The following is a 26,417-nucleotide window of genomic DNA, read 5'->3' on the forward strand; positions in this document are numbered from 1 at the left end:
CAGCCTCAAATACATTTAAAGTAATCAAAGGGTTCACGGCAACTTTCGCAGCGATACAGCGCTTTGCAGGCCGTGGAACCGAATTCACTGATAAGCGAAGTGTGAGTGCTGCCGCAGCGCGGACAGAGCACATCCTTCGGCATCTCATCGGCGTGACAGACGTGGGCCTGTGGCGGGCTGATGCCGTACTGACGCAGGCGCTCTCGGGCGTCCGGGCTCATCCAGTCGGTGGTCCACGCTGGGTCAAGCTGCAGCACAATGTGCACTGGCGTAAAACCGTGTTCGCTCATCACCTCGCGGATCTCACCCAGCAGATGTTCGGTCGCCGGGCAGCCGGAATAGGTTGGCGTGAAGCCAATCACCCAGCCGTCGCCGTGTTGTTCCACACTGCGCACCATGCCGAGGTCGGTAATGGTCAGCACCGGGACCTCCGGGTCGGGGATAGCGCTTAGCAATCCCCAAATGGTATGCACCTCAGCGGGTGCGATGGCGGCAAGACGTTGCATAGCGACCTCCGTTTACCACTGCTGACCGGGGTAAGCACGCTGCAGGTACTGCATCTCGGCCAGCATTGGCCCCAGATGTTCACTGTGCAGCCCCTGTTTGCCGCCGCTGCGAAACGCCGCTTCTTGCGGGATCTGCAAACCGGAATCGAGCAGCGCGGTGTGTACCGTTGCCTGCCATTCAGCCTGTAGTTCACGCGGATCGACGGCGATCCCCTGCTCAACTAAGGCGATCTCCAGCTCATCGGCCAGGAACAGCTCGCCAGTGAAACGCCACAGGCTATCAACCGCCTGCTGCATCAGGTTTGCCGAGAGCTCCGTGCCGTTACCCAGACGCTCCAGCCAGCCGCGGCTAAAGCGCTGGTGATAGCGCACTTCTTTCAACCCTTTGGCGGCGATGGCAGCAAGCTGCGCATCGCGGCTGCTCACCAGGCGGCTGAACAGCGCCACGTGCCAGGCGTCGATAAAGAACTGACGGGCGATGGTGTCGGCAAAGTTTCCGTTCGGCAGTTCGACCAGCAGCAGATTGCGGAACTGGCGTTCATCGCGACCAAAGGCCAGCGTGTCTTCGTCGCCGCTGCCGTTAAGCTCGGCGGCATAGCTGAGAAGATTGCGCGCCTGACCCAGCAGGTCGAGGGCGATATTGGTCAGCGCCAGATCGATCTCCAGCTCCGGCGCATGACCGCACCATTGGCCTAAACGCTGGGCCAGCACCAGGCCGTTATCGCCGAGGCGCAGGGCATAGGTTGCAACGGGATTGGTATTGTTCATCGTTGCCTCACATATGTTCCATGCCGTCCGGCACGGTATAGAACGTTGGGTGGCGGTAGACTTTGCTCTCTGCGGGATCGAAAAACTCACCGCGTTCTTCCGGTTGCGAAGCCACTATTTCGCTCGCTTTCACCACCCAAATCGAACAACCTTCGCTGCGGCGGGTGTAGGCATCGCGCGCGTTTTCCAGCGCCATCTGGTCATCGGCGGCGTGCAGGCTGCCGACGTGGCGGTGAGACAAACCTTGTTTGCTGCGGACAAACACTTCGTATAACGGCCAGTATGTTTTGCTCATCTTTATTCTCCTCAGGCGGCGTCGCGAGCCTGCTGTTTTTCGGCATGCGCCAGCGCGGCTTCGCGCACCCATGCCCCCTCTTCCCAGGCCTTGCGCTTGGCGCCCAGACGTTCGTGGTTGCAAATACCACGCCCGTTGATGACTTCATTCAGTTCCTGCCAGTCGATTTCGCCGTAGCGATAGTGACCGGTGGCCTCGTCCAGATAGAGGTCCGCATCCGGTACTTTCATACCGAGAATCTCTACCTGCGGGACGGTGTTATCGACAAAGCGCTGACGCAGCTCGTCGTTGGAGTGCAGTTTGATTTTCCACGCCATGCTGCGGGCGCTATTGGGTGAGTTGTCATCGCTCGGGCCGAACATCATCAGCGCGGGCCACCAGAAGCGGTCAATCGCGTCCTGCAACATCTGACGCTGTTCTTCGCTCCCTGCCGCCAGCGCCATGCAGGCTTCAAACCCCTGGCGCTGGTGAAAGCTCTCTTCTTTGCAGATTTTGACCATCGCCCGGGCGTACGGCCCGTAGGAGGTTCGGCACAGCGCCACCTGATTGACAATCGCCGCGCCGTCCACCAGCCAGCCGATAACGCCGATATCCGCCCAGGTCAGGGTTGGGTAATTAAAAATGGATGAGTACTTCATCTTGCCGTCGAGCATTTTCTGATACAGGTCTTCACGGGCGCAGCCGAGGGTTTCGGCGGCGCTGTAGAGGTACAGGCCATGTCCGGCTTCGTCCTGCACTTTCGCCAGCAGAATCGCTTTGCGGCGCAGCGTCGGCGCGCGAGTGATCCAGTTACCTTCCGGCAGCATGCCGACGATTTCCGAGTGCGCGTGCTGGCCAATCTGGCGGATTAGCGTTTTGCGGTAGGCATCCGGCATCCAGTCCTGCGGTTCGATGGCTGTATCCTGCGCGATGCGCTGGTCAAAGCAGTGTTGTTCTGTCACGTCATCACCTTATGATTCCGATAAATTCAACAAATCATTTTTTGCGAATCACTTTGTTTTATAAAAGTTACATCTTAGTTAAATAAAACCACAAATTTTGTTTGTGAATTTTGTGATGAGTACCGCAAAGGTCTTTATAAATTTCTTTGTAAACAATAATATATCGTTATTGAAGAAGGTGTTCGCGATCGCATTGTTAATAAATTATTAAAATCAAGCTTGCATTTTATGATTCAGAAAAGAACTATTTATAGCGAGATTACGTAACATATCTGGAGAGTAACCATGCAGCAGTTAGCCAGCTATTTATCCGGTGCCTGGCAGACCGGCCGGGGGCGCACCCGTACCATTCATCACGCCATCAGCGGCGAAGCGCTGTGGGAAGTGACCAGCGAAGGGCTGGATATGGCGCAGGCGCGTCGCTTCGCCATCGAGCACGGCGGCAAAGCGTTACAGGCGATGACCTTTATTGAACGCAGCGCGATGTTAAAAGCGGTGGCGAAACATTTGCTGGAGCTGAAGGCTGATTTCTATGCCATTTCCAGTGAGACCGGCGCGACGCGTGCGGATAGCTGGGTGGATATTGAAGGCGGTATTGGTACCCTCTTCACCTACGCCGGGCTGGGCAGCCGTGAACTGCCTGACGATACCCTGTGGCCGGAAGATGAGCTGATCCCCCTGTCCAAACAGGGCGGCTTTGCCGCGCGTCACGTGCTGACCTCAAAATCCGGCGTGGCGGTGCATATCAACGCCTTTAACTTCCCCTGCTGGGGCATGCTAGAAAAGCTGGCCCCAACCTGGCTTGCCGGGATGCCCGCGATAATCAAACCGGCCACCGCCACCGCGCAACTGACTCAGGCGATGGTCAAAGCGATTATCGACAGCGGGCTGGTGCCGGACGGTGCGATTAGCCTGATTTGCGGCGGCGCGGGCGACCTGCTCGACCAGCTTGACCATCAGGACGTGGTGACCTTTACCGGCTCGGCGCATACCGGACAGCAACTGCGCGTGCATCCCAATCTGGTGGCGAAATCGGTCCCCTTCACCATGGAAGCGGACTCGCTAAACTGCTGCGTGTTGGGTGAAGACGTGACGCCGGAACAGCCGGAATTCGCGCTGTTTATCCGTGAAGTGGTACGCGAGATGACCGCCAAAGCCGGGCAAAAATGTACTGCCATTCGCCGCATTATCGTACCGCAGGCGCAGGTCAACGCGGTGAGCGAGGCGCTAATTGCCCGCCTGCAAAAAGTAGTGGTCGGCGACCCGGCGCAGGAAGGCGTGAAGATGGGCGCGCTGGTCAATAGCGAGCAGCGTCAGGACGTACAGGATAATGTGAACCGTCTGGTGGAAGCCGGATGTGAAGTGTTGCTGGGCGGTAAAGCCGACCTTAGCGCCGCCGGAGCGTTCTTCCCGCCAACCCTGCTGTTCTGCCCGCAGCCGGATGAAGTGGCAGCGGTACACGCCATTGAAGCCTTTGGTCCGGTGGCCACGCTGATGCCGTATCAGAATCGCGAGCACGCCATGGCGCTGGCTCGCGCCGGTGAAGGTAGCCTGGCGGGGACATTAGTGACGGCTGATGGCGTACTGGCGCGCGAATTTATTCTCGGCGCGGCTCGCGCCCACGGGCGTATTCAGGTGCTGAACGAAGAGTCATCCGTGGAATCCACCGGCCACGGTTCCCCGCTGCCGCAGCTGGTACACGGCGGCCCGGGACGCGCGGGCGGCGGCGAAGAACTCGGCGGCCTGCGGGCAGTGAAGCACTACATGCAGCGCACCGCGATTCAGGGCAGCCCGACCATGCTCGCCGCCATCGGCCAGCAGTGGGTACGCGGCGCGCAGGTGGTTGAAGACCGCATCCACCCGTTCCGCAAATATTTTGAAGAGATCCAGCCGGGCGACAGCCTGCTGACCCCGCGCCGCACGCTAACCGAGGCGGATATTGTCAATTTCGCCTGCCTGAGCGGCGATCACTTCTACGCCCATATGGATAAGATTGCCGCCGCAGAGTCGATTTTCGGCGAGCGCGTGGTTCACGGCTACTTCCTGATTTCCGCCGCAGCCGGGCTGTTTGTTGACGCCGGGGTCGGCCCGGTGATTGCCAACTACGGTATGGAAAATCTGCGCTTTATCGAGCCGGTAAAACCGGGCGACACCATCCAGGTGCGCTTGACCTGCAAGCGCAAAACGGTAAAACGCCAGCGCAGCGTCGAGGAGAAAGCGACCGGCGTTGTCGAGTGGGCGGTAGAGATTTTCAACCAGCACCAGCAGGCGGTGGCGCTGTACTCCATTTTGACGCTGGTCGCGCGTCAGAAAGGGGATTTCCCGGCTTAAGTTCCGTGCGATTGCCCGGTGGCGGCTTGCGCCTTACCGGGCCTACATTTGAGTTTGTAGGCCGGATAAGGCGCAAGCCGCCATCCGGCAAAACACCGACACCATCACCTGAATGCCTCTGCGGAGGCATTTTTTATAACTGGCATAACTGACCAATAACCTGGCAAGCGTGAGCAAACGTATCGTGACGTTTGGCTGTTAGGTTAAGAGACTGGAACCGAAAAGCCTGGCACGGCACAACATAACGATAAGATGAGGTCACAATGTCTAACGCTTTGATTCAAAAGACACGCAAAACCGCACTGGCGCTGGCTATCGCCCTGTGTTGCGTCGGGACTGGCCCGGCGTTCGCCCACGGTGGCGAAGCGCATATGGTCCCGATGGACAAAACGCTGCAGGAGTTTGGCGCTGATGTTCAATGGGACGACTATGCGCAGATGTTTACGCTTATCAAAGATGGCGCTTACGTCAAGGTAAAACCGGGGGCAAAAACAGCCATCGTCAATGGCAAAACCCTGGACTTGCAGGTCCCGGTGGTGATGAAAGACGGCAAAGCCTGGGTCTCTGATACCTTTATCAACGATGTCTTTCAGTCCGGGCTTGACCAGACCTTCCAGGTCGAAAAAGTCCCTCACCCGCTGAACTCGCTGTCAGCGGCGGAAATCAGCGAAGCGGTCACCATTGTCAAAGCTGCGCCGGAATTCAAACCCAATACCCGATTTACCGAAATCTCCCTCCGTGAGCCGGATAAAGCCGCCGTCTGGGCTTTTGCGCTGCAGGGCACACCGGTTAACGCCCCGCGTACCGCCGACGTCATCATGCTCGATGGCAAGCACGTCATTGAGGCCGTGGTGGATCTCCAGAACAAGAAGGTCCTCTCATGGACGCCGATTAAAGACGCCCACGGCATGGTGCTGCTTGATGATTTCGCCAGCGTACAGAACATCATTAACGCCAGCAGCGAATTTGCCGAAGTGCTGAAAAAACACGGCATCAACGACCCGAGCAAAGTCGTCACCACGCCGCTGACCGTTGGCTACTTCGACGGCAAAGATGGCCTGAAGCAGGATGCGCGGCTGCTGAAAGTGGTGAGCTATCTTGACGTTGGCGACGGCAACTACTGGGCGCACCCGATTGAAAACCTGGTGGCGGTGGTCGACCTCGAACAGAAGAAAATCATTAAAATCGAAGAAGGCCCGGTGATCCCGGTACCGATGGAACCTCGCCCCTATGACGGACGTGACCGCGTTGCACCAGCAGTCAAACCGCTGGATATCATTGAGCCAGAGGGCAAAAACTACACCATTACCGGCGACATGATTCACTGGCAAAACTGGGATTTCCACCTGCGCATGAACTCCCGCGTCGGACCAATTTTGTCTACCGTGACCTATAACGACAACGGTAAAAAGCGCCAGGTGATGTACGAAGGATCGCTGGGCGGGATGATCGTGCCCTACGGCGACCCGGACGTGGGCTGGTACTTTAAAGCCTATCTGGATTCCGGCGACTACGGCATGGGCACCCTGACCTCACCAATCGTGCGCGGTAAAGATGCGCCGTCCAACGCGGTGCTGCTGGATGAAACCATCGCTGATTACACCGGCACGCCAACCACCATTCCGCGCGCCATCGCCGTTTTCGAACGCTACGCCGGGCCAGAGTATAAGCACCAGGAGATGGGCAAACCGAACGTCAGCACCGAGCGCCGCGAGCTGGTGGTGCGCTGGATAAGCACCGTCGGCAACTACGACTATATCTTCGACTGGGTATTCCACGAAAACGGCACCATCGGCATTGATGCCGGAGCCACCGGCATCGAAGCGGTAAAAGGCGTGAAGGCGAAAACCATGCACGACCCGAGCGCTAAAGACGATACCCGCTACGGTACGCTGATCGACCACAATATTGTCGGCACCACCCACCAGCACATCTACAACTTCCGCCTCGATCTTGATGTAGACGGAGAGAACAACACGCTGGTGGCTATGGACCCGGAAGTGAAGCCGAATACCGGCGGAGGCCCGCGCACCAGTACCATGCAGATCAATCAGTACACCATTGATAGCGAGCAGAAAGCAGCGCAGAAATTTGCCCCCGGTACCATTCGCCTGCTGAGCAATACCAGCAAAGAAAACCGCATGGGCAACCCAGTGTCGTATCAGATTATCCCTTACGCGGGCGGCACGCATCCGGTGGCGACCGGCGCAAAATTTGCCCCCGATGAGTGGATCTACCATCGCCTGAGCTTTATGGATAAGCAACTGTGGGTGACCCGCTACCATCCAACCGAGCGCTTCCCTGAGGGTAAATATCCTAACCGTTCGATTCACGACACCGGCCTCGGCCAGTACGCGAAAGACGATGAGTCGCTGGACAAACATGATGACGTGGTCTGGATCACCACCGGTACCACCCACGTGGCACGAGCCGAAGAGTGGCCGATTATGCCGACGGAATGGGCACATGCGTTGTTAAAACCCTGGAACTTCTTTGACGAGACACCGACGCTGGGCGAGAAGAAAAAGTAAGGTGTTTTGAAGGCTGAACGGCGATAAATCCGGGAGGTGGGTTTATCGCCGTTTTTTATGATGGGGTTATGCCAGAAGTTGACTTAGCTTTTCTACTCTATATCAATCATAAACGAAATTAATGGGTGCTATTAATTGTTAATCGACATTAATATGTTTAGCTTATACCCCATGAATCATGTGAAAGGAGTTATGAGATGGATATCAATGAGTTTCCACCGGGAGTGATGGAACATCTTGGGTGGTATGTATACAGATTAATTGATCCAAGGGATGGAAGTACCTTCTACGTGGGGAAAGGGAAAGGGAATCGTGTATTTGCCCATATGCGCGGTGAGGTCGCCGTGGCTGATGATGATGAAATGCTTAGCAACAAACTCAAGCAACTTCGAGAGATAAGATTGGCAGGTCTTGAGGTCATTCATGTAATTCACCGACACGGTATGGCAGATGAAAAGACAGCTTACGAGGTTGAAGCCGCACTTATAGACGCTTATCCCGGTTTAACTAACATCATGAATGGCGCTGGCAGCAATGAATATGGTGCTGCACATATCAAAGAGTTAATCGCAACATACCAACCTGAAACAGTCGTGTTCCAACATAAAGTGCTGATGATATCCGTGAACAGAAGTTCAAAGGATGTAGACCTTTATGATGCCGTACGTTTTAGCTGGCGTGTCAGTGTTGAACGTGCTCGTAAAGCTGAAGTTATACTGGCTACAGTGAGGGGAATCGTCAGAGGGGTTTATATAGCTGATGAGTGGCTCGAATCTACCCGCGAGAATTTCCCTGAGATGCCTTCATGGGATGCAGATGATGAGTTTGAATCTACTCAAAAATCCCGCTTTGGATTCAGGGGAAGACTCGCCCCTCCTGATATAGCAAAAATTTACCTTGGTAAAAAGATTCCGGATGTTCTAAGAAAGAAAGGCGCTATGTCTCCTGTGAAATATTCTCCAGGTTTTTGATGTCTGAATAGTGAAATGCCACTGTTTCTGTTAGCGCTTTTTTGGGAAAAAGTGGCAACGTCTTCTTTTCGCTCACAGCGGACCTTTTGTTAAGCGGTGATTTATCCAGCGGGTAACTTCACTGATAACCTCCCGTTGATATCCGTTGTCGTATGGCCTGCTGTTTGTTGCAACTCAATGGTGGGCCGGATGGGGGCATCGTAAGATGCGCTGGGCGATGAGGCCGGTAGTTCTAACCCCATCTAGTCCTACCACCAATAAGATTGGAACCCTGGCATACCTGGCATCCCTGGCATCCCTCAGGATGCTTTCTCATGAACTGTCATGATGAAAACTAATGGGCCCTCTTCCCGATTTTCATAGAAATGAGGGACGTCCGTTCTGGCCGTTGCCGAACATCCGGTCTTCACCAGATACAGCTGGTCTTGTACGCCCAGCGTGAGCATGCCCGTCTGGACATAAAACAGTTCCAGCGTCCCTTCCGTATGGCCGGGCGAAGCAAATTTTTCCCCCGGCTGCATTTCCCACATCCAGAGCTCTGTCATCTCGGGGCCACCCGATCCTGCGAGCAACCTTGCTCTACCGCCTTTTTCACCTTCCCACAATTCTGGGATCTCATCTTCAGCAATGAGATGAACTGTCGGTTTGGAGCTGACATCGACAAAGTCAGCCACCGAAACGCCCATCGCGGCGGCCAGGCGGCATAACAGGGCAATGCTGGGATTCGCCCGGCATCCTTCAATCTCAACCAGCGCCCCCTTGCTAACGCCCGCCCGACGAGAGAGTTCATCGAGGGAAATTTTCTTTTGCTTACGATACAGCTTAATCCGCTGAGAGACGGCTTCATTCACGGTGCTGACGATAGAATTTGCGTCGGTCATTAAATTGACTTTTTTGGTCATCGGTCATTATCATGGAATAAATTAGTCATTACAGGATTATCACGTGTTAACAGTCTCCCCGTCAATTGCCCCTGAAATTTATCGTATTGCTCCCGGCTTTCGGGCACTCAGTATCTCCGTAAAAGCTGCGCCAGTACTTAACCCTGATACGGGAGCAACAGCGCTGCGAGAAGCATGTGAAGCGGTTCTGAGCGGTGAACCAGTATGGGCGGAATCTCATCTGGCTGCATGGGCCGAAGTTTTTCAAACGTTTGGAGCTAAACCCAAACGCACCCCTTGCTCAGCTGATGCGTTACGTAAGCGCGTATTACGTGACGGAACGATGCCAGCGCTAGATCCCATCGTTGATCTTTATAATGCCGTGAGTCTCCGCTACGCCGTTCCGGTTGGTGGAGAAAATATCGCTGCCTATCAGGGTTCGCCACACCTGGCGGTGGCAAAAGGAACAGAGCCTTTTGATACGATAAAAGAGGGTGAGAACGCCGTTGAATATCCTTCACCAGGCGAAGTTATCTGGTGCGATGATACCGGCGTGACCTGCCGCCGCTGGAACTGGCGACAAGGGATCAGAACCCGTTTAGGGGTGGAAGCTCAGCAAATGTGGTTCATTCTGGAGAGTCTGCCGCAGATGCCGCTGGAGAAGCTTTACGAAGCCGGGAAGATGCTAACCGACGGCCTCGAAAAAATGATGCCCGGTCTGCGGTTTGAGGTGGCTCTCATCGAAGAGCAATGCCAGTAATATCATTCAGGAGAAACATCATGTTCACCGGTTTGTCTGCCTTCCCATTAACCCCGATCTCCGCCAGCGACGTCGACGAACAAGGGTTCAGTAAAATTGTGGCCCGCCTCGTGGCGGCCCGTGTTGATTCGATGGGCATTCTGGGTTCAACCGGCAGCTATGCGTATCTGACCCGAGAGCAACGCAAGCGTATCGCAACGCTGGCCAAACAGCTTGCCGGGGATATCCCCGTGATGGTGTGTGTGGGGGCAGTCAGTACCGATGCCATCCTGCACCTGGCAGATGATGCGCAGGCAGCTGGCGCGAATGCCCTGTTGCTCCCGGCGGTCAGCTACCAGTCACTCCGTGATGATGAAGTCTTTGCACTTTTTGAGACCGTTACCCGGCACGCATCTGTCCCGGTGTGCATCTATGATAATCCGGGCACCACGCATTTTACCTTTACCGATGAACTGCATGGTCGTCTCTCATCACTGGAGGGTGTTCGTTCAATTAAGATCCCCGGCGTCCCGGATAGCCCAACAGCAGCGGCTGAGCGGGTGAATGTGTTACGCCACCAGCTGCGCCCTGGCGTAACCATCGGTATTAGTGGAGATGCCTATGCCGGGCTGGGATTAAACGCCGGTTGTGAAGTCTGGTACTCCGTATGCGGCGGTCTGTTCCCGGAGATGGCGAAACAAATCACTGAAGCAGCCGCAGCGAAGGATCATGAGCGAGTTACTGCCCTGTCAACTCGCCTTGAGCCGTTGTGGGCGCTGTTCCGTAAACATGGCGGGAGTATTCGCGTGATTGCCGCTGCCGCGGGTGTGCTTGGACTCACCGATACGGACTGCCTGCCTCGTCCTTTGCAGCCGTTATCGGCAAATGATATTGCGGATATTGCCCGTGTGATAAGCGCGCTGGAGCTGAAGTAACCCACCCAAAGGATCGACGGCCTTGGCTGATATCTGCAGCCCGGATGTTACCCACAGATTGATTTATCCAGTTTCTTTTGCAGCATGATGACCATGACAGGAAATCCACATGCGGCGAATGCACTGACAACCAACAGCCGGTTTAGATTTTGCGTGGTTAATTCCTGGTCAGGGAGTAATAAGGAAGACAGAAAAAAGGCGAAAGTGGTTATCAGGAACATCATGGCTGTCTGTAGTGAAGAAAAATTAGCGCGTTGTTCATCCTCAGGATATTGAACCGCCACTGACGACGCGCAAACCAGTCGGCTATATGAGGCACCAAGGAATAAAGTGATAAATAGAAAGACATTATGGTAACCCATCGCCGGGATCAGCAAACTGGCGACAAACAACAGCGTGGAAAGGGTTGCCAGCATCAACGCAGATAAACGTGACGTCAGAATACCGGTGATTTTTGTAGACAGATAACCGGCAATCCCGCCGCTTAAGAATAATAAGGGTAATAGCTTTTGCTGTGCGCCCATATATTGCGTCATTAATGGCGTCAATATAGGAATGATCAGCATTGGGCTAAATTGCACAAGCGCAGAACAAGAGGCAAAGAGTAAGGTTTGATAATCAATAGCCAGCCTGGCCTTCACGCCGGATGAGGCCGTATCCCCGGGGAGGATAAAAACGATCAACGGTAAAGAGATCAGGCAAAGTAAACTGATTAACCACAGAGCAATATGCCAGCCATAGAGTGTGCACAAAAATAATATCGCGGGCATGCCGACGATACTGACCATCGAAAATGAGGCAATCACCGTCGCCAGTATTTTTCCACGTAAGTTTGCCGGGGTATGATTAATTAAAATACTCGTCCCCACTCCCATTGTTGTACCGCCAACTAATCCTGCGCAAAATCGTAGTACCAGAAGAATGTCAAAATGCGTGGTGAGCGTGGACAAAAAGGTGAGCGCTCCCAGCAGCAGCATATTTTTGATTAAGAAGCGTTTTTTATTAAACCGATGGATGCAATAAAACGCAGTAATCCCAGAAATGACCGCCCCCAGCGTGTACATCCCCGAGACATAGCCAGCATAGGATACCGGCACCGAAAACCCGTCGGCCATAAAAGCAAAAACAGGCGTTAACGCCATATACTCCAGCGCATTAGTGAACTGGATAAACGCCATGACGAAGGCTATCCGCATAAGGGCTTTGTGATTAAACGTCTGTGTGGTCAGTGACATAGCGAGCAACCTATGGATGAAAGAGACCCGAGTTTAATCGCTATCAACTGTGTTTATAATATGGTAGAAATAGCATATATTATTATCATAAATGGGATAGTTAATGCGTCCGGCCCTTGATTTTACGACCCTGAAAGTGTTCGTTGCGGTGGCGGAAAGAGAAAGCTTTGTTGGGGCATCGAAGGCCCTGGAAATGCCAACATCCAATGTGAGTCGTTGTATTTCTCAGTTAGAAGAAAAACTGAATCTTCAGCTTATTGAGCGCAGCACCCGACATATGAAGCTCACCCAGGCGGGGCACCTGCTCTATACCCGAGCGAAGCCATTACTGGAGGCGCTTGAGCAAACCGAGACCGAATTAACGTTGCGACAAATGCAACTCAAGGGTCCATTACGGATCTGTATTCCCAATGAAATAGGTCCTGCACTGCTGGGTTCCGTTATTGCCGATTTCGCCTGTCAGTACCCGGACCTGGAAATTAGCTGTGTCACCAATTTGTCAGGTTTCGAATCTCTGCGCGATGATCTGGATTTGGCTATCATTATTAGCCGTGGCCAGATGGATGACAGCGACTACATCGCTCGTCATTTGATGACTATTCCCTGCACCATTGTTGCTGCCCCCTCCGTCATTAAGCGCTATGGTATCCCTTCTTCTATCCAGCAATTTGCAGAATTACCCTGTATTACAACGGTCAGCGCGCTGAAAGGCGCGCCCTGGCAGTTCGTCAATAAAAAAGGGGGATTCGAGACCATTAAGGTTAAAGGGCATTATCGGGTAAACAGCGGAGAGATGGCTGGACGCGCTGCGGTTGCCGGGGTCGGTTATGCCATTCTAGCGAAACAGGCTTGCCAACCCTATATTAACGATGGACGGTTAATCGAGGTTGAGTTTGAACAATCGGCAGCCCCATTGCAGTTGTTCGCACTCTATTCAGACAGGCGTTACTTACCAACGAAAACAAGAGCGCTTATTGATTTCATCCAGCAGAAATTGAGCGATATCTCCTTCGGGGTTTAATGGTCACCGAGATAACAGAGTCAAGGGACATCTGTTTAATGCCCTTTCCCGTAGATGTTGCAAATAGATATCACACGAGCTCTAATTGTGTGAATAACCCAGCAAAAGCGCTTCTACCGTGAGGATTTCAAGATGACTCCCTTTCATCAACTGACGGCCACCAGCCTGCATGGCGAAATGATCCCCATGGCAGGCTATGCTGGCAAGCTGGTTCTGGTGGTGAATACCGCCAGTCAGTGTGGTTTAACCCCACAATACGCTGGCCTTGAAGCGCTCTACAAAAAGTACGCCGCTCAGGGTCTGGTGGTGCTTGGTTTTCCCTGCAATCAGTTTGGTAAGCAGGAGCCCGGTGGTGCTGATGAAATCGCGCAGACCTGCCACATTAACTACGGCGTGAGCTTCCCGATGTTCGAGAAAGTGGAAGTCAACGGCGCGGCAACGCACCCGCTGTTTCGTTATCTGAAGGAGGAATTGCCCGGCGTGCTGGGCGGACGGATCAAGTGGAACTTCACGAAGTTTTTGATAGGACGCGATGGTAAGCCGCTCAAGCGTTTTGCGCCCATCACTACCCCGGAGAAGATGGAAGCTACGATAGTTGCTGCACTTGAAACCTAAGCTTTCCCCTCATTCACTCCCTTCACTTTAGAGATCTTTCCATAAATCGATTATATCCGTGTTATGCCTCCGCGGGCATTTGAGAGACATTCAGGCTCACCTCCAGTGGGCTAACATTCATAATTTTTATGGTCAATTAATGATCAGCGAAAAGTCAAAGCATGGCTGAAACCTTCCCGGGGGCGCTGAATGATACCGGAGATATTCCGGCGATTAAGCGGAGGAAGTTGGGCGGTAAACTCTAGCGATGATCGTAGCCCGGCCGAGCAAAGCGACGCCGGGATTCACTCCCGTGGCTCATGAAGTGTTTGGTGGCGCTTTTGCTTTGTGCCAGAAGCGGAAGTTCGACTTTTTGTACAAATCCTCAACACAACATTTTCTCCATGCCAAGAACTTTTTGAAAATATCGAATGACGGAGGCGTTGCACAAGCGTCAGACAGGCAGCGCGCGATCTTTCACAACCGTTTTCATAACCAGTGTTGAGGTAAGCCGCTGCACGCCTGAGATATCAGAGAGTTTTTCATCATACAGCTTCTGAAAAGCCGGCAGGTCACGGGTGATAACATGAAGCAGATAATCCGGATCGCCAAACAGTCGCTGCGCCTGAAGGATTTGCGGTATCTCCTCTACTGCCGCCTCGAAGGCGGCGACCGCCTGTCGGTCTCCCTCGCGCAGGGTGACGAAAACTATAGCTGAAAAGTTCAGCCCGAATCTGGCCGGATCCAGATGCGCCCGGTAGCCGCTGATTATCCCATCCTGCTCAAGGGCTCTGACCCGGCGCTGGCATGATGACAGGCTGATTCCCACCCGTTCCGCCAGATCAGTGAGCGAAAGCCGCCCGTCCTTCTGAAGCTCTGCAAGAATATTGCAGTCTGCTCTGTCCATTCCTAAAAATCTCCCGTCTGGTCTCATTTTTTAAGCTGTAAATGAAAGCACATTCCATTTACAAAGCGATATTCTTTCTTCAATTTTAAACGTATTCGTCAGGAAAAGGTTCCCTATATGCAGGTTTCTGACACTGATAAATGCCCGGTCAGCGATGGGGTCAATGAGGATTACGTCACATGTCACTGAGTATGTTCGCCGCCTTCTGGGCTGTTTCCGTGCTTTTCGTAATCACGCCCGGCGCCGACTGGGCTTACGCCATTTCAGCCGCCATCCGGGGACGCCGGGTTGTGTCGGCGGTTGCTGGCATGCTGAGCGGCCATCTTGTTGCAACGCTCATAGTGGCAGCGGGCGTCGGTTCAGTCATCGCAGGCACGCCGGGCGTACTGACGCTCCTGATCGTAGCCGGGGCGGCCTATCTGCTCTGGCTCGGCCTCGGCATGCTGCGCTATCCGACAGCGCCGACGGCTGGGCAGAATGATGATGCAGGTTCGCCATTGAAATGGGCGCTCAAGGGCTTTTGCATCAGCGGGTTTAATCCGAAGGTTTTTCTGCTGTTTCTGGCCCTACTGCCGCAATTCACTGACGTCCACGCTGCCTGGTCGCTTCCACTGCAGATGATGGCGCTGGGGCTGGTGCATGTGATTAGCTGCGGCGTGGTCTACCTGCTTGTGAGGTATGGCTCCGGCACGGTGCTTGGGACGCGAGCGCGCGCCGCACAGAATGTCAGCCGGATTTCGGGCAGCCTGATGATCATTATTGCGGCCCTGCTGCTGGCAGAGCAGTTTCTCTGAGGCATGACCATACTGGCTTATAGCAACGCATCATGCAGCAGGAACTTTATAAATACACTCGACGACAGGGAAACGTCAGCCCCGGGCTTTATGATGCCTTGGAAACCGAGCAATACAATTAGCGTTGCGAAAGCTGGTATTATCGCCCCCGCAACATTCTTCATTAACGTAACTAATTAGCAGAGAACACCATGTCATCAGTCACACTGACACATCTGAAAAACCTCAAGCAGCGCGGCGAGAAAATCACCATGCTCACCTGCTACGACGCCACGTTTGCACACGAGCTGAGCACGGCAGGCGTTGAGATGCTTCTTATCGGCGATACGCTGGGAATGATCCTGCAGGGCCATGACAGCACCCTGCCGGTCAGGCTTGAAGATATGGTTTATCACACGGCCTGCGTTAAGCGCGGAAACAATGGCGGCTTCATCATAGCCGACCTTTCATTCATGACCAGCTCCTCGCCTGAGCAGGCACTGCACAGCTCCGCACAGTTAATGCAGGCTGGTGCGCAGATGGTTAAGATTGAAGGTGGAGAGTGGCTGTGCGACACAGTGCGTCAGTTGACGCGTAACGGTATACCGGTTTGCACCCATATTGGACTCACACCTCAGTCGGTTAACATCTTTGGCGGTTTTAAAGTGCAGGGACGTGAAAGCCATCAGGCGGCCGCACTGATCGACACCGCGAAAAAGCTTGAAGAAGCCGGCGCGGCAATGGTGTTGGTTGAAGCCGTCCCCGCCTCACTGGGAAGAGCGCTGAGCGAGGCGGTGTCCGTACCAGTCATCGGCATCGGCGCTGGCCCGGATACAGATGGACAGGTTTTAGTGCTGCACGACATGCTCGGTCTGAGCATCACCGGCAAAGCCCCGAAATTCGTCAAAAACTTTATGAAAGGGCAGCACGACATTCAGGGCGCGTTAAAAAGTTACATTGCCGCCGTCAAAGACGGCAGCTTCCCGTCAGCGGAGCACTGCTACTCAGAATAAGTTACAGATGCAGCCGAATATATTAGCGGCTGCATCTGTAATCTGGCTAAAGAGACTAATTACCGACGTCCGCTTTTCGCTCAAAGCTGCCTGTCAACGTGATCGATCGCCCTTACCGCAGTCTGGAAGTACAAAAAATGGCCTTAACGTACAATAATTTTCGATATCCAAACTGACCCCAAAGAGGTGACACTTTAAAACTGCATTGACAAAATAATTGATTTTATTATGTTAAATATAAATCAATGATCTAGTGTCACTTGATCCCCTTGCTGTACTTTCAGTGAATACAGGCGGCTCTCGAAGGTATCACATTCAGGCTCAACCTGCCATCCACAGCGTTCAAGCAGCTTCATCACACCTGCCACATTACCGGTCAAACGCGCAATCAGGGAATTTATCTGTCGGCCGCTGTCATCAAAAGCAACATCAAGCGTAGGATCATTTCCGAATTACAAGCGACCCCCATGAAGCGCGACCATCTCACAGAAATACCACCAGAGGGTACACTGGCAGTCGCGGTCGACAACACAACTCATAAGACGATATTTCCACTTTCCGCCCGGATGTTTACCACGACAGGAGCAGTTACTACGGGGGAATTCAAAACGATTGTCCAGCTTACGTTTACCTACCAGTAACGATCCTCCGATGCCTCTGAAAGACTTTTCCAGACGTATTGTTAGTATGCGCTTTTAAAGAGATTTAAAACCAAACTTTACTAAAATGCACATTAACATTATGAAAAAAACAGTAGATTTGTTACCATTATAAAAGGTAATTACAACAGTAATTCATTGTTCCTCTTGCCAGATTAAATAAATCAAAAAAATAGCAAATGGAGATGTTATGCTGCCAAAACAGAATAAGTACACCATAATCATTAGTGAAAAACCAATCGTGCAGTTTAGTCTGAATAAAATCATTAGGGAGCAACTCTCTGATTACGAAATAAATTTTCTTTCATCTATAGATGAATTAACCCAACTTCAGTTACGAAGAACAACGCTGATACTAGCCGATTTATCTGGCGAAATTGACAATCCGAGAATTTTTTTTGATAATTACTGCTCATTAATGATTCAGAATGTGAATATACACTGGATATTTATAGTCAAAAATATTTATTTCCCCTTAGCTATTGAGTTATTAATGAAGCCAGAAACTACATTGTTACTTGATACCTCACCAGTAACAGATTTAATCGAGGTGATTTCTGCGTTCAGATTAGCCCCTGGAGGTGCAGGAAAAATATCATTACTACATAAAAAAGGAGATGTTACCAAGGTAGAAAGAAAAATAGCAGCACTAACCCCTTCTGAAATTGAAGTATTAAGACTTTTTGCAAAAGGATGGGGAGGAAATCAAATCGCCGCTTTTTTGAAAAAAAGTAATAAAACAATAAGTGCGCAAAAAAGCAATGCTATGCGTCGTTTATCTTTGCACAATAATGCAGAGTTGTATGCATGGATTACCAGCACTGAGGGAGTGAAATCACTGTATATCGATTCATACTATGGATAAATTTTAATCAGAAAAAGTAAGAGAGATTCCATGTCTGAAATGAAAATCGCCGGCATCGACCTAGCTAAAGCAAACTTTTATTTTTTCAGTATCGATGCTTATGGAAAACCAGCTGGAGAGATAAAACTTTCACGCAATAACTTACTCAAAACTTACTCAACTTACTCAACTTACTCAACTGGCTTGTTCAGCAACACGCGATGACAGTTGCGATGGAAGCCTGTGGGGCAGCCCGGGAGATACAGAAGCTTGGGCACACAGCGATTTTGCTTCCGGCTCAACACGTCCGAGCTTGTCGGCGACGCCAGAAAAATGTGTTCCGCGAATGCAGTGGCTAATCGTCTGTTAATATAGCATATAACCTTGCGGCATCAGTGTGCCTGGTTACCGTGAGCGACCTACATTCACAAAGGCTAATATGAAAAAAGTTACGTTCAGTGATTTACAAGAACAAAGCGAGCAGGCCGCAAACACCCCTCGCTTTCGTGCTCATCGTAACCTCCACCCTGAATTAAGCGATCCTGTTCAGCGGCTGGCTATCGCTATGGAACCCGTTTCCTATGTTCGCCCTCACCGCCACCCGCACACTAACCTCTTTAATGTGGGGAGCAGCGCAAGAGCAGTAACTGTCTGCCCGCCGGTAATTAGTTAAGCGGTTGATGTGAAAGCAGATTGATTTTCTGCAGGATACCCGCCATTCAGAGCTAAGATGTTCCCATCTAAATTTCCGTCTAATAAAACCGGTGACTCGAGTAAAAAAATCATCTCCTGCAAATAATGTGCAGCATCCAGGCAGAGGTCGGGGTGCAGGCAGAATACCAGCAGGATAAAAACAATCCCAAGTAAGAACGTTGTTTTCATCTGCATTCATCGAACAGAGCTCAGTGGCAGGACGATGCAAGTCAGAACGCCGGAGGGAAACAGGCGAGCAGGGAGCAATGTGACGTTGCCGTCCAACCAAGTGACGCAGGCTTTGACGATCGATAAACCCAGCCCAGAGCCGGGCTGGGTCATGCCTTCGGGACGATAAAATGCGTCGAACAAACGCGTCCTTTCGTCAGCGGCAATTCCGGAGCCGTTATCTTCAATATTAATAACTGCTTCGTGCAGCGTTACCGTTACGCTGAGATCAATCTGCCTTTTGCTGTCTGTATAATATCATCTGAACGTATCTGGTCCAAATAATTCAAGTTGCAAGAAGTCAGCGGCGCTGAGAATCCCCTGGAGCTTACTATGGTAAGTGGCAGGGGAAAGAACGCGGCCAACGCACATGCAATTTGAAGTATGACGGGTATATATCGCCTCATACTATGGCGATTAAGGGCTCCCGGCAAATGGACAATCTGCTATTTATATTGCACAACAAAAGTAACTCGACTATTAGCTATCCCCGGCTGAACCTGCGATTGAGTCCTGATATACCGAGCAGCCAAGGGAATTTTTATCGTGCTACTATTAGTATCAATGCCCAATTTATACACAAAAGGGTTATTAAAATTAACAATACTTGGGGAACCAGCATAATTTCCCCAACCAAGCTGTATGCCAAAACCGGTTGCAGCGGTCTTTCCGCCTGGCGCGCTGACATTCAGGATCCCCTGTGTTACATTTTGTGTCTCTGAACTGGTTGGTTGCAGATAAACCTGTAACGTGTTTGCAACCGTGTTCTCCCTTCTGTAGCCATTATTAGAAATCATAACACTGTTAGTGTACGGGTTATAGCCATAAAACCGAGGGCAGTTCGTTAATACAATTGATGCATCTTTCCAGTTAGAGGTCGAACCTACTCTGCTAAAATCTGCTACGTGATATTTTCCCATATCAACCGTTACATTCGAAATATTGCAAGTGCCAGCAACAATCGTTAGCGCACCAGTATATCTCACGGTCCATAGTTGTAGTGGTATTCCATTATAATAACCGGATGCCGGCTGGACGGTATATTTCATAGTGGGTAGCAAAGCAGAGTTAATGACTCCACCCGAGATAGGTCCAGTTTTAATTAAAGAGAGTACAACCGTATTTGTCGCTGCGGTCGTTCCTCCACTTGCATTATAATTCACATAGTTTGTGTATTGATAAGGTAAAATATTTGACAAAACCGGGGTGGCAGGACTTGACCCCTTACCTAATAAGGCCCCAACTCCTGGTACATTAGTCTGGTACACTTTCCCCCCAAGACCATTACCTGACCATGGTGATAATGGCATCGGCGTTGAACCGTATTCCATTAGACCATAGAGCGAATATGGTCCATTGCAACTCACACCAAGGGTATATCGGGTAGAAATCGATATATCATATATAGAGGTCCCTACTGGAATATCATCACCAACTGTTATCGCTGCACTCAATGGCAACTGATCATTAATCACTCGCGACATATAAGGTGTACAGGTCACTGCAGCAATCCCCTCCAGGGATAATGCTGATAAAAAAGTAAATAAGAAAAAAATAAATATTTTTTGGACATTCATTACTGTACTCCCGCTGCGCATGTCGTTTTAAGACGCACCAGACTATTTGTAATACCGCTTTGAGGCCGCGGGGGTAATAAGTAGCTTACCTGGCAGTGCTGCGCCGCACCATTTCCCCACTTCACTGTTAATGTATCTCTTTGTTGTGTTACCCGAGCATAAACCTGCCCCATCTGACCAACGCTACCAATGCTATTTCCATGACTATCAAAAACATCAGCGCCAAATGGTACCTCTTCACCATTATGGCGAACGGCGGAAATCAATAACGGCGTTCCTTTATTTGTCTTAAAGACTATTTTGCTCACTGCACCAGCATACGGGGCAACCTTAGCGCTGGTATTTTCCAGTTCGACGTCAGACGATATCCCTTTCGGATCGATTGTGATTTCATTCATTTCATAGGGATTAAGATAAGGAATAGCCGCATGCCCCCAGGAGTCAATGAAAATACCGGAATACCCCCCCACTTTCGCGCCTGTGGCCCCTTTAGCTTCAACCACAGCAAAGGTATTTCCTGTATAAGGCGTCATCACCATGCCATCCTGCCAGGCAATCAGCGTACCACTCAGCCCCATTGAGGTTGTCTGGTAATTTTTTCCAGCTCCGTAAGTAGCCGCTATATTTGTAAAAGGAGAGCGATAACCGCCGCTTAACGATACGCTACTCCCGGCCCCTTGGTTGTAATGTATCCCGGTAGTGTTGTAGTTGAACTGGTTATCGTTGCCCAATGTTCCTGACACGCCCACCTGCTCGCCCGTCAGGCCATTCGTACTGTGACTCAGGCTGGAATTTAACATCGGCACATGACTATTATTGATTGACCCCAACGGCATCGTTAAATTTAATAACCAATTGGTTTCCGTACCGCCACTGCTGTTCCTGACCCGCGCGGCGCTCAGACTATAGTTGAGACTGTACCAGTTATTGCTATACCCCAGTTGATACTGCAAATCAGACTGGCTGTTATTCCAATAGTCCTGAGTGTAGCCGGTCACATAAATCTGTCCCCATCCCTCCGCCAACCCCTGGTTTACCGAGATATTAAAACGGTTTTTAGGACGCCAGATATTATCAACAGCACCGCCATGTTCCAGCTCTTCCCGCATCCGCATCGCCGTACTGTAGTCGTAATATCCGGAGGTTGAATAACGGTAGGCGGCAACCGTCACGTTGCTGTCGGTTTGCGGCAAAAACTTACTGTAACTTAAGCGATAACTTTGTCCTGAACTGGCGGCAACATCTTCGGTGAATAAATGCACTCTCGCCTGGGTAATATCAACTGCAAATGCACCAACAGGCGTGCTGGTTGCAACCCCCGTCATGATGGAATAGTAATTGCTGCCGCTCGTCTGTAGTCCACCGTATCCCGTCAGATTATTCGTCAAACCTCGCTGATACGTCACCATATACAGACCGGGGTCGGTACTCATGGAAACATCGTTCATTTTACCGACCACAACGCTATAGCGGTGCGCGCCAGGGCGTAATAGCTGAGCAACGGAAGCATAAGGAACTTTAAATGTCTGCACCGAACCATCCGCTTCGGTTACCTTTACATCCAGGTCGCCGCCGTAACCCGTAGGATAGAGATCGTCAATGACAAATGCGCCTGGCGTAACGGTCGTTTCATAAATAATCCGACCATTTTGATATACATTAACGCGCGCATTCGTCCGTGCAATACCTCGAATATCCGGCGCGTAGCCCCGCTGTGACTGAGGTAACATTCGGTCATCGCTTATTAATGCAACACCTTTAAACGGTAACGTATCAAAAACCTGACCATCAGTTGATGTCTCTCCCACAAGAAAACGGCCTTTCAGCGCTGGGATATCATGCTGAGCAAAGCTATTTGTTGACTGATAGCGACCGCCGTTATGTTCATCCCAGTTATAGCTGCCATCATGACGGAAATACCAGGCACCAATATTAAGCCCGGCATTTGTCCCCATATAGGAGGAAGAACTATTTGTACCATGTGAATAGGTTGTATAAGTATTGGCATTATACCCGAGCAACAAAGCAGGAATACCTGAGTCCCAGAGGGCCGGGCTCACATATCCTCTGGCAGAATTATTCATCATGGCCTGCGGAATGCTAATATCTAAACGCTGAATCCCGGAGTCATAGCGCATATTAGCCTCAGGAATTAACTCTTCAAGTGGATAGCAGGCCATCCCCTTATGCAAGTTTTCGTTGAAAATTGCCGGAAGTTTGCTGTAATTAAAATTAATTTTCTTTAACAACTCAGACGATAAACAAGCGGTAACACTTTTATTATCTTGTTCAACAAACAATACATTCTCATGGGTAACCGGTACGCCATTGACGAATACTTCGGTGAGATGTTTTCCCGGTAAAACTGAAGCTCCATCTTCAAAACGGCTTAAATCTATCATCTCAACTTCAGATGTATTCAAAAAGTTGGGGTCAAAAACTACCTTTGCCGCACTTTCATCCGCCTGGGCTATTTTTGGGATCATAGCCATCACAAAGGTAGCCAGCAATGAATATTGAAAAAAAAGATGCATGGCAAACATTCCTGTTTTTATTATTTTAAACAATGCCATCAAAAGGTGGTATTCACTACCTTTACAGCACCCCAGTCATTGATATATTCATAAGAAATGCTAGCGGCATGTGTAAAAGAAACACTTTTATCTAATTTAAAACGTAGCCTGTCTTTCGGTGCAATCATTTCACCATCAAAAGAAGCACTTTTATTGCCTTGATTCACTGTGATCGAAACCAGAGAAACATAATATGGAGAAGGATTATCAGCCTGAAGTTCTCCACTGACAATAGACCAGCTCAAATTCTCCGCAGCATCAGCGGCTTTAGTACTATCCGCAATTGCACCCGGGCGATAAAAAAGCTTAATACGCGTACGGAACGCCATTTGTAGACGGTTCGGCACATTAGTATTTGCCGGAGGAATTTCCAGAATATTTAGCCAATAAACCGACTCACGATCTTCAGGCAACGATGGGGACGCAGTATAACTCAGACGTAATGTCTGGCTTTTATCAGGTTCAATTCGGTTTACAGGTGGAGTAAGGATAAAGGGGACAGCAATTTTTTCTGGTTTTGCATTCACATCGCCATTATCAACCCAACTTTGAGCTAATACTGGCAGTTTACCTTTATTTGAAAGTTTTACCGTAACCTCACGCTCACCACCAGGATAAATAACCCGGGTTCCATTCACCACGATACTCGCGTTACTGACTCCTGGTAGGATAAAGGCAAGAATAGCGCCAACGGATAATATCAATTGATGTAATTTACGGAACATAGAGAATCATCCTCTGATAAAAACAGGGGGAGTCCTCCCCCTGTAAAAAGTATGTCAGGAAATTATTTGTACATCAGGTTGTAAACGACAGTACTGCTTACCGTGCCTGGTGTTGTTATTCCTTCAGCATAGTATTCAACTGCATATGGCAGTTGAGCCACACCGTTACCTGCGCCAGCGGAAGAATCAATATCCACATAAGCAGTTCTGGTTACCTGGTCAGTATTACCGACATTAATAACCGCATAGCTATTTGATGGGTCGAGTAATTGCAGAGTGGCCTTCGTAGCCGTGCCGCTCATATTTTTCAGACGACCGGTACCCAGATCAACAGAAACGCCAGGCTGGAAGAAGGTAGCGACTTTCGCATGACCACCAGCGGTGCCAACTGAGCATCTGGACAGATTCATGTTAAAAGCAGTACGACCTGTTACCGCGCCAGCAACAGCCAGATCATTTACACCGACTGTCGGCAGAGTGATAGTTGCATCAGCCCCCTGGCCTTCAATATCCACTTCACAGGTAGTATCCGTAAGTTCGCCATTGAAGGTAATTGTTCCGGTAGAAGCAGCCTGAACAGAGGTCATTCCCAAGCCCAAAACGACAGCGAGAGAGAGTTTAGTAATTGATTTTTGCATCGCAAAATTTCCTTTCATCCTGAGTAATAAAGGGCACAACGGCCCACATCCATGCGCATTAATGATCAACACGCGAAATCAGTAAAAATATTCATCCCGTCATTCAGCACTTAAATGACCTGACTAGTTTAGCTTTGAATACTGTTTCACCTCAGCATTACGCTGACGGTATACATCGTTTTCACACTGCTACTTTCTATTCTGGCAATAGATTCAGACTCTATTCTCCGAGTCAGGAGAACGATAATCAGTATTCCCTTCCAATGAAGTGATTAACACTATCTATATATTTTTATTCCTCTCAACCATTGATGCTTATGGCTGATAAAATAACCCATAAACTTCAGTGATAATATTAATTATATATAAATATGACCCCTTGTTTTTTCAACAAGGAATAAGTCAGTTATCCTATATACAAGACAACCTCAAATAATCACCCAATAAATAACAACATCATCAAGAGGATACATGGATAAAACCCATGCATTGCCTATTTTTTACCCATTGAATTATTGACTCCGTTTATGGGAACTATGAAATTATTGCTATCTTTCATTCTTTAAAGTAACTAAACATCCGAAGAATTTAACACACATATTTTCAACATATCCCTACATGTATCATATAGGGTGACAATAATATTGTTTGCGTGCTTAAAAATTTATGCGTCTAACGAACGAAAGTCAATATAATGAAATTATTTTACATGAATTCATACTAATGAAATTAGCGTGACTAATGAAATACATTTAGTAAAACTAAAATGCAAAAAGATTTAATAAGAAGAAAAAGTATATGCATCAGATGATTGCGTAAAAAAACCGTGGAATCCACCACCAATTTTTCCAATCTAGGAATTTTCATAAAAAAAATGTAAAACCTTCTCAGTTAAACGCAATAAATAAAGGTGCCAAATAAATAAGAAGATAACAATAAATAAAAAACATGACAAACATATAATATTATATTCGAGATACAAAACTATATTTTTATAAATAAGTCGGCACTATGACCGGCAAAAATGAGAGAAACTAACGGTTATTTTTGATGATATTTATTTAAAGCTACTTTCAGGTACAGCGTCATCAACGGCATCCGGAACGGTGATATACCTGCGGTGATGGTTATCGAGGCCAACTGTAATAACCACTCCCGCTAATCAAAATCAGAATATCCGTGCTGGTTTCTGTATGGCCATCAATATGGGGTCTGCTTGGAAAACGGATAATACCCTACGCTAAGCCTGTTTTTTATACAGACTGCTAACGGGCGCGGTCGTCTGCTGTTTACCTGGATTATCCTGTTGGGCGCGGCAGTTGCGGCGCTGTTTGCTAACGATGGCGCAGCGCTTATCCTGACCCCTATCATCATCGCCATGCTGCTCGCGCTGGGGTTCAGCAAACGGACAACGCTGGCCTTTGTCATGGCCGCAGGGTTTATTGCCGATACCGCCAGTTTGCCGCTTATCGTGTCGAACCTAGTGAACATTGTCTCTGCTGACTTCTTCCGGCTTGGCTTTACGGAATACGCATCCATCATGCTTCCCGTTGATATTGCTGCCATCGCCTCCACTCTGGGCATGCTGCATCTGTTTTTCCGCCGGGATATACCCGCAACCTACGACATCTCTCTTCTGAAAATGCCTGCCAGTGCGATTAAAGATCCTGCAACCTTCAAAGCAGGCTGGATTGTTCTGGTTCTGTTGCTTGTCGGATTCTTTGTGCTTGAACCACTGGGTATCCCCGGTAGCGCTATTGCGGCCGTCGGCGCTGCGGTGCTGTTCGCCGTCGCAAAAAAAAGGTCACTCCATCAATACCGGAAAAGTGCTGCGCGGTGCACCGTGGCAGATCGTTGTTTTCTCACTAGGTATGTACCTGGTGGTCTACGGCCTGCGCAATGCTGGCTTAACGGAATACCTTTCCGGGGTTCTGAATATGCTGGCAGCAACATTTGGTACGGGCTTCCTGACGGCCTTTCTGTCATCGGTCATGAACAATATGCCAACCGTTCTTGTTGGCGCACAGCTGTTCGCTCAG

24 protein-coding genes and 3 pseudogenes are annotated in these 26,417 nt (G+C 50.1%); 13 read left to right on the forward strand and 14 right to left on the reverse strand.

Annotated features, from left to right (window positions below; genetic code table 11):
* Nucleotides 1–5 precede the first annotated feature (5 nt).
* The 4 genes from paaD to paaA are packed head-to-tail and all read right to left on the reverse strand — an operon-like array spanning nt 6 to nt 2,510.
* Complete coding sequence (paaD, locus tag DA718_RS15560; RefSeq protein WP_112215727.1) at nt 6–506, reverse strand: 1,2-phenylacetyl-CoA epoxidase subunit PaaD; 501 nt, start codon at nt 504–506, stop codon at nt 6–8.
* A gap of 12 nt (nt 507–518) precedes the next feature.
* Nucleotides 519–1,274, reverse strand: a complete 756-nt coding sequence (paaC, locus tag DA718_RS15565) for a 1,2-phenylacetyl-CoA epoxidase subunit PaaC (RefSeq protein ID WP_112215726.1) — start codon at nt 1,272–1,274, stop codon at nt 519–521.
* Between the two features lie 7 nt (nt 1,275–1,281).
* The gene (gene paaB / locus DA718_RS15570; protein WP_032943000.1) at nt 1,282–1,569 is read right to left on the reverse strand and encodes a 1,2-phenylacetyl-CoA epoxidase subunit PaaB; all 288 of its coding nucleotides are present in this window, start codon (nt 1,567–1,569) and stop codon (nt 1,282–1,284) included.
* Nucleotides 1,570–1,580: 11 nt separating this feature from the next.
* Complete coding sequence (gene paaA / locus DA718_RS15575; RefSeq protein ID WP_112215725.1) at nt 1,581–2,510, reverse strand: 1,2-phenylacetyl-CoA epoxidase subunit PaaA; 930 nt, start codon at nt 2,508–2,510, stop codon at nt 1,581–1,583.
* A gap of 285 nt (nt 2,511–2,795) precedes the next feature.
* Here paaA and paaZ point away from each other — a divergent pair, with 285 nt between their 5' ends.
* The 3 genes from paaZ to DA718_RS15590 all read left to right on the forward strand — a co-directional run bounded on the left by paaZ (nt 2,796) and on the right by DA718_RS15590 (nt 8,343).
* Nucleotides 2,796–4,841 (forward strand): phenylacetic acid degradation bifunctional protein PaaZ, encoded by a 2,046-nt coding sequence (gene paaZ / locus DA718_RS15580; protein WP_112215724.1) that lies wholly within the window; start codon nt 2,796–2,798, stop codon nt 4,839–4,841.
* Between the two features lie 263 nt (nt 4,842–5,104).
* Nucleotides 5,105–7,372, forward strand: a complete 2,268-nt coding sequence (gene tynA / locus DA718_RS15585; RefSeq protein ID WP_112215723.1) for a primary-amine oxidase — start codon at nt 5,105–5,107, stop codon at nt 7,370–7,372.
* A 197-nt stretch (nt 7,373–7,569) separates the two neighbouring features.
* The gene (locus DA718_RS15590) at nt 7,570–8,343 is read left to right on the forward strand and encodes an LEM-3-like GIY-YIG domain-containing protein (protein ID WP_112215722.1); all 774 of its coding nucleotides are present in this window, start codon (nt 7,570–7,572) and stop codon (nt 8,341–8,343) included.
* 299 nt (nt 8,344–8,642) lie between these two features.
* Here DA718_RS15590 and DA718_RS15595 read toward each other — a convergent pair whose 3' ends face one another.
* Entirely contained in the window at nt 8,643–9,245 is a 603-nt protein-coding gene (locus tag DA718_RS15595; RefSeq protein WP_112215721.1) for a helix-turn-helix domain-containing protein, read from the reverse strand.
* A gap of 43 nt (nt 9,246–9,288) precedes the next feature.
* Here DA718_RS15595 and DA718_RS15600 point away from each other — a divergent pair, with 43 nt between their 5' ends.
* Nucleotides 9,289–9,984, forward strand: coding sequence for a B3/B4 domain-containing protein (locus DA718_RS15600; RefSeq protein WP_112215720.1), 696 nt, complete (start codon nt 9,289–9,291; stop codon nt 9,982–9,984).
* A gap of 20 nt (nt 9,985–10,004) precedes the next feature.
* Nucleotides 10,005–10,898 (forward strand): dihydrodipicolinate synthase family protein, encoded by an 894-nt coding sequence (locus DA718_RS15605; RefSeq protein ID WP_112215719.1) that lies wholly within the window; start codon nt 10,005–10,007, stop codon nt 10,896–10,898.
* Between the two features lie 47 nt (nt 10,899–10,945).
* On the opposite strand, the gene DA718_RS15610 is transcribed toward DA718_RS15605, so the two are convergent.
* Nucleotides 10,946–12,133, reverse strand: a complete 1,188-nt coding sequence (locus tag DA718_RS15610) for an MFS transporter (protein ID WP_112215718.1) — start codon at nt 12,131–12,133, stop codon at nt 10,946–10,948.
* 103 nt (nt 12,134–12,236) lie between these two features.
* On the opposite strand from DA718_RS15610, the gene DA718_RS15615 reads away from it, so the two are divergent.
* Both DA718_RS15615 and DA718_RS15620 read left to right on the forward strand, forming a co-directional pair.
* Nucleotides 12,237–13,154: a LysR family transcriptional regulator gene (locus DA718_RS15615; protein WP_112215717.1), complete on the forward strand. Its 918-nt coding sequence runs from the start codon at nt 12,237–12,239 to the stop codon at nt 13,152–13,154.
* Between the two features lie 132 nt (nt 13,155–13,286).
* The gene (locus DA718_RS15620) at nt 13,287–13,769 is read left to right on the forward strand and encodes a glutathione peroxidase (protein ID WP_112215716.1); all 483 of its coding nucleotides are present in this window, start codon (nt 13,287–13,289) and stop codon (nt 13,767–13,769) included.
* A gap of 433 nt (nt 13,770–14,202) precedes the next feature.
* On the opposite strand, the gene DA718_RS15625 is transcribed toward DA718_RS15620, so the two are convergent.
* Nucleotides 14,203–14,655, reverse strand: coding sequence for an Lrp/AsnC family transcriptional regulator (locus DA718_RS15625; protein ID WP_112215715.1), 453 nt, complete (start codon nt 14,653–14,655; stop codon nt 14,203–14,205).
* A 179-nt stretch (nt 14,656–14,834) separates the two neighbouring features.
* Here DA718_RS15625 and DA718_RS15630 point away from each other — a divergent pair, with 179 nt between their 5' ends.
* Nucleotides 14,835–15,449, forward strand: coding sequence for a LysE family translocator (locus DA718_RS15630; protein WP_112215714.1), 615 nt, complete (start codon nt 14,835–14,837; stop codon nt 15,447–15,449).
* A gap of 191 nt (nt 15,450–15,640) precedes the next feature.
* A complete protein-coding gene (panB, locus tag DA718_RS15635; protein ID WP_112215713.1) occupies nt 15,641–16,441 on the forward strand; it encodes a 3-methyl-2-oxobutanoate hydroxymethyltransferase in 801 nt (266 codons plus the stop codon).
* Between the two features lie 242 nt (nt 16,442–16,683).
* On the opposite strand, the pseudogene DA718_RS30705 reads toward panB, so the two are convergent.
* Nucleotides 16,684–16,875: pseudogene (locus tag DA718_RS30705) on the reverse strand (hypothetical protein); the annotation flags it as partial.
* A gap of 415 nt (nt 16,876–17,290) precedes the next feature.
* Here DA718_RS30705 and DA718_RS15640 point away from each other — a divergent pair.
* The 3 genes and pseudogenes from DA718_RS15640 to DA718_RS15650 all read left to right on the forward strand — a co-directional run.
* Nucleotides 17,291–17,965 (forward strand): LuxR C-terminal-related transcriptional regulator, encoded by a 675-nt coding sequence (locus DA718_RS15640; protein ID WP_112215712.1) that lies wholly within the window; start codon nt 17,291–17,293, stop codon nt 17,963–17,965.
* Between the two features lie 30 nt (nt 17,966–17,995).
* Nucleotides 17,996–18,169, forward strand: a complete 174-nt coding sequence (locus tag DA718_RS15645; RefSeq protein ID WP_227015940.1) for a hypothetical protein — start codon at nt 17,996–17,998, stop codon at nt 18,167–18,169.
* A 214-nt stretch (nt 18,170–18,383) separates the two neighbouring features.
* Nucleotides 18,384–18,554, forward strand: a pseudogene (locus DA718_RS15650) (WbuC family cupin fold metalloprotein); the annotation flags it as partial.
* A gap of 59 nt (nt 18,555–18,613) precedes the next feature.
* Here DA718_RS15650 and DA718_RS15655 read toward each other — a convergent pair.
* The 6 genes from DA718_RS15655 to DA718_RS15680 form a co-directional block, all read right to left on the reverse strand.
* A complete protein-coding gene (locus DA718_RS15655; RefSeq protein WP_130624385.1) occupies nt 18,614–18,826 on the reverse strand; it encodes a hypothetical protein in 213 nt (70 codons plus the stop codon).
* 6 nt (nt 18,827–18,832) lie between these two features.
* Nucleotides 18,833–19,099 carry an ATP-binding protein gene (locus DA718_RS15660; protein ID WP_112215710.1) on the reverse strand — a complete coding sequence of 89 codons (267 nt, stop codon included), beginning with the start codon at nt 19,097–19,099 and terminating at the stop codon, nt 18,833–18,835.
* A gap of 212 nt (nt 19,100–19,311) precedes the next feature.
* On the reverse strand, nt 19,312–20,442 hold the full coding sequence (locus tag DA718_RS15665) for a fimbrial protein (protein ID WP_130624386.1): 1,131 nt from the start codon (nt 20,440–20,442) through the stop codon (nt 19,312–19,314).
* Nucleotides 20,442–23,015 carry a fimbria/pilus outer membrane usher protein gene (locus DA718_RS15670; RefSeq protein WP_227015941.1) on the reverse strand — a complete coding sequence of 858 codons (2,574 nt, stop codon included), beginning with the start codon at nt 23,013–23,015 and terminating at the stop codon, nt 20,442–20,444. Before DA718_RS15670 ends, DA718_RS15665 begins: the two co-directional genes overlap by 1 nt.
* Nucleotides 23,015–23,740: a fimbrial biogenesis chaperone gene (locus DA718_RS15675; RefSeq protein ID WP_112215708.1), complete on the reverse strand. Its 726-nt coding sequence runs from the start codon at nt 23,738–23,740 to the stop codon at nt 23,015–23,017. Before DA718_RS15675 ends, DA718_RS15670 begins: the two co-directional genes overlap by 1 nt.
* 62 nt (nt 23,741–23,802) lie before the next feature.
* The gene (locus tag DA718_RS15680) at nt 23,803–24,378 is read right to left on the reverse strand and encodes a fimbrial protein (protein ID WP_112215707.1); all 576 of its coding nucleotides are present in this window, start codon (nt 24,376–24,378) and stop codon (nt 23,803–23,805) included.
* Between the two features lie 1,267 nt (nt 24,379–25,645).
* On the opposite strand from DA718_RS15680, the pseudogene DA718_RS15685 reads away from it, so the two are divergent.
* Nucleotides 25,646–26,402: pseudogene (locus DA718_RS15685) on the forward strand (ArsB/NhaD family transporter); the annotation flags it as partial.
* Nucleotides 26,403–26,417 lie beyond the last annotated feature (15 nt).

It is taken from the genome of Klebsiella huaxiensis (genome assembly GCF_003261575.2).
Lineage (GTDB): Bacteria > Pseudomonadota > Gammaproteobacteria > Enterobacterales > Enterobacteriaceae > Klebsiella > Klebsiella huaxiensis.